Raw genomic sequence first — 4,362 nt, 5'->3', positions numbered from 1 at the left:
ATACCGGATTCATTATGTCAGACGTTTCTTTTGGCCCAGATTCAGCCAGCGATAAAACTCCAACCATTCTGCGAAAGATTGTCGCACGCAAGTGGCAGGAAATTGAGGAAAGACAAAGCACGCTAAAGCTAGCCGACTGCAAGGCACAAGCCTTCGATCGGGATGAGACCCGCGGCTTTGTGCGGGCGATAGAATCCAAGAACGCGAACAATTTGCCTGCCATTATTGCCGAGATCAAGAAGGCATCACCAAGCAAAGGAATTATTCGAGAGGACTTTGTACCTGCCGCCATTGCCGAAAGTTATGAGAAGGCCGGTGCAGCCTGTTTATCGGTACTTACTGACCGTGATTTTTTCCAAGGCCATGAGGACTATTTGCAACAAGCTCGTGCTGCGAGCGCCTTGCCGATTATCCGTAAGGATTTTATGGTCGCGCCTTATCAGATCTACGAAAGCCGCGTTGTGAATGCTGATTGCGTGCTACTGATTGCCGCTTGCCTAACAAAAGATCAAATGCAGGAGTTAAGTGGCATCGCCCATGAAATCGGCCTGGATGTTTTGGTCGAAGTTCATAATGAAGCAGAGCTTAAAGATGCCTTAACGCTGGAAACTCGCTTAATCGGCATTAATAATCGGGACCTTCACTCTTTCGAAGTATCACTCGATAACACCTTTAACTTATTGAAGCAGATTCCCGAAGATAGGATTGTGGTCACAGAAAGCGGCATACATGCTCGAGAAGACGTGATCGCTATGCAAGAACGTGATGTGAACGCCTTCTTAGTCGGTGAAGCATTTATGCGGGCGGCAGACCCGGGTAAGGAGTTAGAGCGTTTGTTTTTTTAGGTATTTATAGGCAGTCATACTGTGACTGCCTATCAAATGATACTGAAACCATATCATAGCCATGACGAGATAGGTCTTTTATTAACTGCCTATCTGCCAAGACAGTATTACAAATCTGGTGAATACTGCCTTGAAGATCATTACTGGCAAGTCGCAAATCAAAATCCATCACTAAGTAGCGCATGCTGCCATACTCATCAGCATGCACCTGATTAACACTTTCATAGTTGATAAAGCGATACGAGCTATCGGCATTGAAGTGTGATTCCAGACGAGAAGAAAGTTCATCAGCTTCAGCAAGTGCCGCCAATGAAAACATCATGGCAAATAATACCAAGCCTTGTAGTATTGACTGTAGGCTCTTATTAGACTTTCTTTCTTCCAGGTTCCAGATCATATTTCACCACGCTCTTCGTTTAGGTAGCTCTAGTTTAACGAAGAGGGTGCTTAAATATTAGTCTGTCAGCAATGGTTTTACCCTTGTTTACACTTGCTCAGACTTTAAGCTTCTCGGTGAAAGGAGGCCAACCCAAAGGTTTACCAGCGATTAAATGCAGGTGTACGTGGTAGACGCTTTGTCCACCATATTCATTGCAATTCATCACAACACGGTAACCATCTTCTGCGAAGCCCATATCGGCGGCAATATTCTTGGCAACAAAGAACAAATGTCCAAATGTTTCCTTATCACCTTCATCCATATCGTTAATCGTCGCGATTGGTTTTTTAGGGATGATAAGCAAGTGTACGGGAGCGGTTGGCTGAATATCCTTGAATGCCAGGCAGATGTCATCTTCATAGACGATATCTGCAGGAATCTGACGATCAATAATTTTGGTAAATAGCGTTTCTGTCATTGTTTTTTCCTCGTTTGCTTCCTTTAGGCTTGAGCAAGTTTAGGCAAGTTACCTATTGCGCCCACCGCATACTGCATCACTTTATTTTTCGCAGGCCCGGAATTATTTGCTAGACCCAGGCCTATATTTCTTACCACCCTTAGCGGCAGCAACTCATTACTAAAGCCATGATAGAACATATCCATAATGCTCATCATTTTCTGGTTCTCTGGTCGTCTACTTTTTTGATAACGCTGCAGGACTTCAAGGCTAGCAATATCTTCGCCCGCTAAGTGTGCTTGCCCCAGAATTTCGATTAGCATCGCAGCATCCATAAAGCCCAGATTAACGCCCTGCCCGGCTAAAGGATTGATAGTATGTGCTGCATCCCCCGCCAATGCCACACCCTGGCGGACATAGTTAATGGCATGGGACTTAAATAAAGGGAAGCTAGCGTGCTCTACAATGCGTGTAATGGTAGGAAGCTCTGAAGGATAAGCAGCTTTGATCGTCGCTAACAGCTCCTCGTTACCCATCTGCGATAATTTGCCGACACTTTCAGGCAAGTCGTACCAGACGAGTGAGCCAAAGTGTTCCTTACCACTATCGGCCAAGGGCAAAAATGCCAAGGGTCCATGAGAGGTGAATGACTGCCAGGTAATATCTTCCTGACTGCCTTCATACGCAGCAGTGCAGACAAAAGCATGCTGCGCATATTTGTCTTTATATTGACCGAGGCTGGCTTGTTCTCGCACACGTGACTGTGCGCCATCGGCACCAATCACTACGCGCCCGCTAATGTCTCCTGCTTTTGATAGTGTCAGGGTTTTCAGCTCACCATCCAATTCCATCTCTTCAATTTTGTCTGGACAATAGACGCTAACATTTTCCAGGCCGTTCATTGCTTCATGCAAAGCGAGATGAACAATATCATTCTCAATAATATTGCCAAGATGACTCTGGCCAATCTGACTGCAATCAAACTCGGTTCTTGCCCATGTCGAGATGTCAGGCAATAAGGCAGATAGCCCCTTTTTAGCAGGCATCTCATTTACTGCTAAACGTCGATAAGGACATAAGCGTTTGCCTTCGATATATTGCCATGCACCCAGGTTTTTTAATATCTGTTCACTCGCATAGCTGATCGCCGATACCCGAATGTGAGGTGCTTCGCCTTCTACGTACGCAGGGGGTAATAGCGGGTCAATGACCGCAACTTTAAAGTTCGATCGAGCCAATCCACAGGCAATGGCAGCGCCGACCATACCGGCACCGACAATCACTACATCATATTGCTTGCTCATGCTTTTCCTCTCAGCAAATCTTTTGCAGTATTATGCAAGAACTTCCCAACAATCACACCTTTGAGCTTATAATATCGCCTGTAATACCCAGTGAAGGACAATAAAAAGATGCGTCTTAATCAATTATCAAATAATGTGTTTTTTAACTTCAAGCAATACGGTTTGACTTTGTTCATCTTGCTCAGCTTAAGTTTCTCTTTTTCACTTCAAGCCGCTGGCTTTCCGCAACGTCTGATAGAAGGAAATTCACAACCCTCTCTCGCGCCGATCATTAAGGAGTCAGCGCCAGCCGTGGTTAATATTGCGACCTATACCATTCAGCGTAAATATAACCCTTTACTACAGTCACCATTTTTTCGACATTTCTTCTCTTTTCCTGATGAAATTGAAGAGTCACGCCAAGTTCAAAGTGCTGGCTCCGGTGTAATAGTTGATGCAAAAGAAGGCTATATTCTTACCAATCATCATGTCATTGCTGACTCTAACGATATCGAAGTAAAACTTCAGGACGGGCGTCAATTCAAAGCCACCTTAGTAGGTTCCGACAAGAAGGTTGATATCGCTTTGCTGAAGATCGATGCAGAAAAGTTGTCATCTTTGAAAATCGCCGACTCTAACTCCCTAGCCGTTGGCGACTTTGTAATTGCCATTGGTAACCCCTTTGGTATTGGGCAAACGGTGACTACTGGAATTGTCAGCGCACTTGGGCGGAATGGTCTTGGCATCCAGGGGTACGAAGATTTTATTCAAACCGATGCCTCCATTAACCCCGGCAATTCAGGCGGCGCATTAATTGACCTCAATGGCAACTTAGTTGGCATCAACTCCGCCATTATCGCTCCAGCCGGAGGAAACGTTGGCATTGGCTTTGCCATTCCAACTGAAGTCAGCCAATCAGTTATGTCACAACTTATCCAGTTTGGTGAAGTAAAACGCGGCGGTATCGGTGCCCGTTTCCAAGACTTAAGCCCTGAGTTAGCTGAAGCCTTCTCGTTCGGAACACATCAGCTTAATACCTATCAGGGGGCTATTGTCAGTAGTATCGAGGATGGCAGCGCAGCAGATGATGCAGGTCTAAAGCAGGGCGACATTATTACTAAGGCAAATGGTCGGGCCATCAGGAATGCCAATGATATCCAAAACAGAATTGGACTTTCTGCAATTGGCAGAACCCTTGATCTTGAGATTATTCGCAATGGCAATAACAAAGCGCTCGAAATTGAGATCGAAGCCATACCTGTCCCGGAAATAGCTGGTGACAAAGTCTCTTCTTATTTGAGCGGAAGCCTGTTAATGGATCTCATTCCAAGTGATCAAGAAGAAGCTATTGGCATTCAGGTTAAAGAACTGAGCAATAATTCGATCGCTAAACGAGTA

5 protein-coding genes are annotated in these 4,362 nt (G+C 45.2%); 2 read left to right on the top strand and 3 right to left on the bottom strand.

Annotated features, from left to right (window positions below; translation table 11 throughout):
• The first annotated feature begins 14 nt into the window (after window positions 1-14).
• Window positions 15-845 (top strand): indole-3-glycerol phosphate synthase TrpC, encoded by an 831-nt coding sequence (gene trpC, locus A3757_RS12105; protein ID WP_068514462.1) that lies wholly within the window; start codon window positions 15-17, stop codon window positions 843-845.
• A 4-nt stretch (window positions 846-849) separates the two neighbouring features.
• Here the strand turns inward: trpC and A3757_RS12100 are convergent, their stop codons facing one another.
• The 3 genes from A3757_RS12100 to A3757_RS12090 all read right to left on the bottom strand — a co-directional run bounded on the left by A3757_RS12100 (window position 850) and on the right by A3757_RS12090 (window position 2,985).
• A complete protein-coding gene (locus A3757_RS12100; RefSeq protein ID WP_156490586.1) occupies window positions 850-1,242 on the bottom strand; it encodes a hypothetical protein in 393 nt (130 codons plus the stop codon).
• Between the two features lie 97 nt (window positions 1,243-1,339).
• Window positions 1,340-1,702, bottom strand: a complete 363-nt coding sequence (locus tag A3757_RS12095; RefSeq protein WP_068514465.1) for a histidine triad nucleotide-binding protein — start codon at window positions 1,700-1,702, stop codon at window positions 1,340-1,342.
• Window positions 1,703-1,725: 23 nt separating this feature from the next.
• Window positions 1,726-2,985: an FAD-dependent monooxygenase gene (locus tag A3757_RS12090; protein ID WP_068513876.1), complete on the bottom strand. Its 1,260-nt coding sequence runs from the start codon at window positions 2,983-2,985 to the stop codon at window positions 1,726-1,728.
• A 108-nt stretch (window positions 2,986-3,093) separates the two neighbouring features.
• Between A3757_RS12090 and A3757_RS12085 the strand changes: the two genes are divergently transcribed.
• Window positions 3,094-4,362 (top strand): Do family serine endopeptidase (locus tag A3757_RS12085; protein ID WP_068739695.1); only part of this gene is annotated, 1,269 nt, incomplete at its 3' end.

Source organism: Oleiphilus sp. HI0117, from assembly GCF_001635235.1.
The sequence above is the reverse complement of the archived record's forward strand: the minus strand, read 5'-3'. Positions and strand labels throughout refer to the sequence as shown.

Coding starts and splice junctions, on each gene's coding strand:
- trpC (WP_068514462.1), top strand. CDS start 15: ATGTCAGACGTTTCTTTTGGCCCAGATTCAGCCAGCGATAAAACTCCA.
- A3757_RS12100 (WP_156490586.1), bottom strand. CDS start 1,242: ATGATCTGGAACCTGGAAGAAAGAAAGTCTAATAAGAGCCTACAGTCA.
- A3757_RS12095 (WP_068514465.1), bottom strand. CDS start 1,702: ATGACAGAAACGCTATTTACCAAAATTATTGATCGTCAGATTCCTGCA.
- A3757_RS12090 (WP_068513876.1), bottom strand. CDS start 2,985: ATGAGCAAGCAATATGATGTAGTGATTGTCGGTGCCGGTATGGTCGGC.